3 protein-coding genes are annotated in these 4,158 nt (G+C 71.1%); all 3 read left to right on the plus strand.

The genetic code is table 11. From position 1 onward, the window contains the following. A partial coding sequence (locus ACZ3TI_RS40670; RefSeq protein ID WP_465735578.1) for a non-ribosomal peptide synthetase occupies positions 1–930 on the plus strand: 930 nt, incomplete at its 5' end. A 14-nt stretch (positions 931–944) separates the two neighbouring features. Next, entirely contained in the window at positions 945–2,822 is a 1,878-nt protein-coding gene (locus ACZ3TI_RS40675; protein ID WP_465735582.1) for a non-ribosomal peptide synthetase, read from the plus strand. Continuing rightward, on the plus strand, positions 2,822–4,158 hold a 1,337-nt coding region (locus ACZ3TI_RS40680; protein WP_465735580.1), incomplete at its 3' end, for a condensation domain-containing protein. The genes ACZ3TI_RS40675 and ACZ3TI_RS40680, both read left to right, overlap by 1 nt.

Raw genomic sequence — 4,158 nt, forward strand, 5'->3', positions numbered from 1 at the left:
GTGTTCAACCACTACGGTCCGACCGAGGCGACCATCGGTGTGGCGACGACCCGGCTGACGTCGGGGCTGACGGCCGCCGGTGTGGTGCCGATCGGTCGTCCGATCGCCAACTCCCGCCTGTATGTGCTCGATGAGTACCTCTCGCCGGTGGCGCCGGGTGTGGTGGGTGAGTTGTACATCGCGGGTGCGGGTGTGGCGCGTGGTTACGTGCGACGCGCGGGTCTGACCGCCGAGCGGTTCGTCGCGGACCCGTTTACGGGTGGGCGGATGTACCGCACGGGGGACCGGGCGCGTTGGACGGCGGATGGTCAGGTGGTGTTCCTGGGCCGTGCGGACGACCAGGTGAAGGTGCGTGGTTTCCGGGTGGAGCCGGGGGAGGTCCAGGCGGTGATCGCCGGGCACCCGGCGGTTGCCCAGGCCGCTGTGATCGCCCGTGAGGACACCCCCGGTGAGGTGCGCCTGGTGGCGTACGTCGTCGCCGACGGAGACGAGGCCGGGCTGCCGGAGTCGGTGCGGGCCTTCGTCGGCGAGCGGCTGCCCGGGCACATGGTGCCGTCGGCCGTGGTGGTGCTGGACGTGCTGCCGCTGACCGGCAACGGCAAGCTGGACCGCCGCGCCCTGCCCGCCCCGGAGTACACGGCGGGCGCGGGCCGTGCACCGGCCACCCCGCAGGAGAAGGCCCTGTGTGACGCGTTCGCGCAGGTCCTCGGGCTGGAGAAGGTCGGCGTCGACGACGACTTCTTCGCCCTGGGCGGCCACTCGCTCCTGGCGCTCCGGCTGATCGGCCGGATCCGCAAGACCATGGGTGCGGAAGTGGATATCCGGATGTTGTTCGCGACGCCGACGGTCGCCGAGCTCGCGAAGCGGGTTGGAAGTCAGAAGTCTGCCCGGCCCGCACTGCGGTCGATGCGTGACAGGAAGGGAGTGTGATCCCGTTGGACGCCGTGGATGTGTTGACCGTGGATGAGCGGCGTCGTGTGTTGGTGGAGTGGAACGACACCGATCGGGTGGTGGTGTTCGAGCCGGTGCACGAGGTGTTCGCTGCGCAGGTCGCACGTACGCCGGATGCGGTGGCGGTGGTTGCCGATGGTGTGGGGGTGTCGTTCCGGGAGCTGGAGGAGAAGGCGAATCGTCTGGCGAACTATCTGGTGGCGCAGGGTGTTGGCGCGGAGTCGGTGGTTGGTCTGGCGTTGCCGCGTGGTGTGGAGATGATCGCGGCGATCCTGGCGGTGTGGAAGGCGGGTGCCGGGTATCTGCCGGTGGATCCGGAGCAGCCGGCGGAGCGCGGGGCTTTTGTGCTGGCCGATTCGCGGGCTGTGCTTGTGGTGGGCACGGGCGCGGTGCTGGCGCAGGTGCCCGTGGGTGGGGTGCCGGTGCTGGTGCTGGACGATCCGGCGGTGTCGGCGCACCTGGCGGCGGTCGCCACGACGGCGCCCGGGGTGTCGGTGGTGCCGGGTGCGTTGGCGTATGTGATCTATACGTCGGGTTCGACCGGTACGCCGAAGGGTGTGGCGGTGACGCATGGTGGTCTGGCGAACTACGTGGCGTCGGTGCCTGAGCGGGTCGGGTTCGGCGGTGGGGGCGGCCGGTATGCGTTGTTGCAGGCGCAGGCGACGGACCTGGGTAACACGGTGGTGTTCGCGAGTCTGACCGGTGGCGGGGAGTTGCACGTCCTGGATGCGGATGCGGTGACGGATCCGGCGGCGGTGGCCGGTTATCTGGCGGAGCACCGGATTGATTTCGTGAAGGCGGTGCCGTCGCATCTGGGGGCTCTGGCGGCGGCTGGTGGTGCGGGGCAGGTGCTGCCGGCGCGGTCGCTGGTGTTCGGTGGCGAGGCGGCTTCTCCGGCGCTGGTGGGCGAGGTTTTGGCAGCGGCCGGTGGGTGTGGGGTGTTCAACCACTACGGTCCGACCGAGGCGACGATCGGTGTGGCGACGACCCGGCTGACGTCGGGGCTGACGGCCGCTGGTGTGGTGCCGATCGGTCGTCCGATCGCGAACACCCGCCTGTATGTGCTCGATGAGTACCTCTCGCCGGTGGCGCCGGGTGTGGTGGGCGAGTTGTACATCGCGGGTGCGGGTGTGGCGCGTGGTTACGTGCGCCGGCCGGGTCTGACGGCCGAGCGGTTCGTCGCGAGCCCGTTCGGGGCTGAGGGTGGGCGGATGTACCGCACGGGGGACCGGGCGCGTTGGACGGCGGATGGTCAGGTGGTGTTCCTGGGCCGTGCGGACGACCAGGTGAAGGTGCGTGGTTTCCGGGTGGAGCCGGGCGAGGTCCAGGCGGTCATCGCCGGGCACCCGGCGGTCGCCCAGGCCGCTGTGATCGCCCGTGAGGACACCCCCGGTGAGGTGCGCCTGGTGGCGTACGTCGTCGCCGACGGAGACGAGGCCGGGCTGCCGGAGTCGGTGCGGGCCTTCGTCGGCGAGCGGCTGCCCGGGCACATGGTGCCGTCGGCCGTGGTGGTGCTGGACGGGCTGCCGTTGACCGGCAACGGCAAGCTGGACCGCCGCGCCCTGCCCGCCCCGGAGTACACGGCGGGCGCGGGCCGGGCACCGGCCACGCCCCAGGAGCGGGCCCTGTGTGACGCGTTCGCGCAGGTCCTCGGGCTGGAGAAGGTCGGCGTCGACGACGACTTCTTCGCCCTGGGCGGCCACTCGCTGCTGGCGATGCGGCTGATGAACCGGGTCCGCACGGCGCTGGGCGCGGAAGTGACGATGGGGATTTTGTTCGAGGCGCCGACGGTCGCCGAGCTCGCGAAGCGGGTTGGAAGTCAGAAGTCTGCCCGGCCCGCGCTGCGGCCGCGCAAGAAGAAGGAGTCCTGATGTTTCCGTTGTCGTTCGCGCAGCGCCGTCTGTGGTTCATCGACCAGTTCGAGGGGCCTAGCGCGCTGTACAACAGCCCAATTGTGTTGGGATTCTCGGGCGAAGTCGACCACCAGGCTCTGGGTGCAGCGCTGCGAGATGTGCTGGAGCGGCACGAGGTGCTGCGGACGATCTTCCCCGCGACGGATGGCGAGCCGTACCAGCAGGTCCTGGAGATGGACGAGCTGGACTGGGATCTGCAGCTGGCCGAGGTTGCCCCGGCGGATCTGCCGCAGGTGGCAGCCGAGGCGACCAAGCACGTCTTCGAGCTGGCGAAGGAGGTCCCGTTCCGGGCGACGCTGCTGACCGCGACCCCGGACGACCACGTCCTGGTGCTGGCGATCCATCACATCGCTACCGACGGCTGGTCGAAGGCCCCGCTGGCCCGGGACATCTCGGTGGCGTACGCGGCGCGGCTGGAGGGCGGGGCGCCCGAGTGGGAGCCGCTGCCGGTGCAGTACGGCGACTACGCCCTCTGGCAGCGCGAGCTGCTGGGAGAGGCGGACGACCCGGAGAGCCTGCTCTCCCGCCAGGTCGCCTACTGGCGCGAGGCGCTGGCCGGCATACCCGAGGAGCTTGAGCTTCCGTTCGACCGCCCGCGCCCGCCGGTCGCGAGCCGCCAGGGCCACGGTGTGCCGCTGGAGGTCCCGGCCGAGCTGCACCAGAAGCTGGTGGAGCTGGCGCGTGCCGAGGGCGCGACGCTGTTCATGGTGCTGCAGGCCGCGCTCGCCGTGCTGTTCTCCCGCCTGGGTGCCGGTACCGACATCCCGATCGGTGCCGCCGTGGCCGGCCGCACCGACGAGGCGCTGGAGGAGCTGGTCGGATGCTTCGTCAACACCCTGGTCATCCGCACCGACCTGTCCGGCGACCCGACGTTCCGTGAGGCGCTGGCGCGCGCCCGGACGGCCGGCCTGGGCGCTCTCGCGCACGAGGATGTGCCGTTCGAGCGGCTGGTGGAGGAGCTGGCCCCGGCCCGGTCGCTGGCGCGCCACCCGTTGTTCCAGACGATGCTGACGCTGCAGAACACCGGACGTGCTTCGGTGAGCACCTCGGGCGTGCGGATCGGCGGCGTGTCCTCGGAGCTGGCCGCGGGGCTGCCGGCAGCGCAGGTCGCGGCCAAGTTCGACCTGGACGTGATGGTCGGCGAGTCTTACGACCGCGAGGGGCGGCCGGCCGGGCTGCGCGGCACGGTGACCGCGGCCGCGGATCTGTTCGACGCGGTGTCGGTGGAGCGGTTGGTCGGTCGTTGGGTGCGGGTGCTGGAGGCGGTGGCCGCCGATCCGCGGCTGCGGTTGAG

This window comes from Kitasatospora sp. NPDC023120 (genome assembly GCF_055560835.1).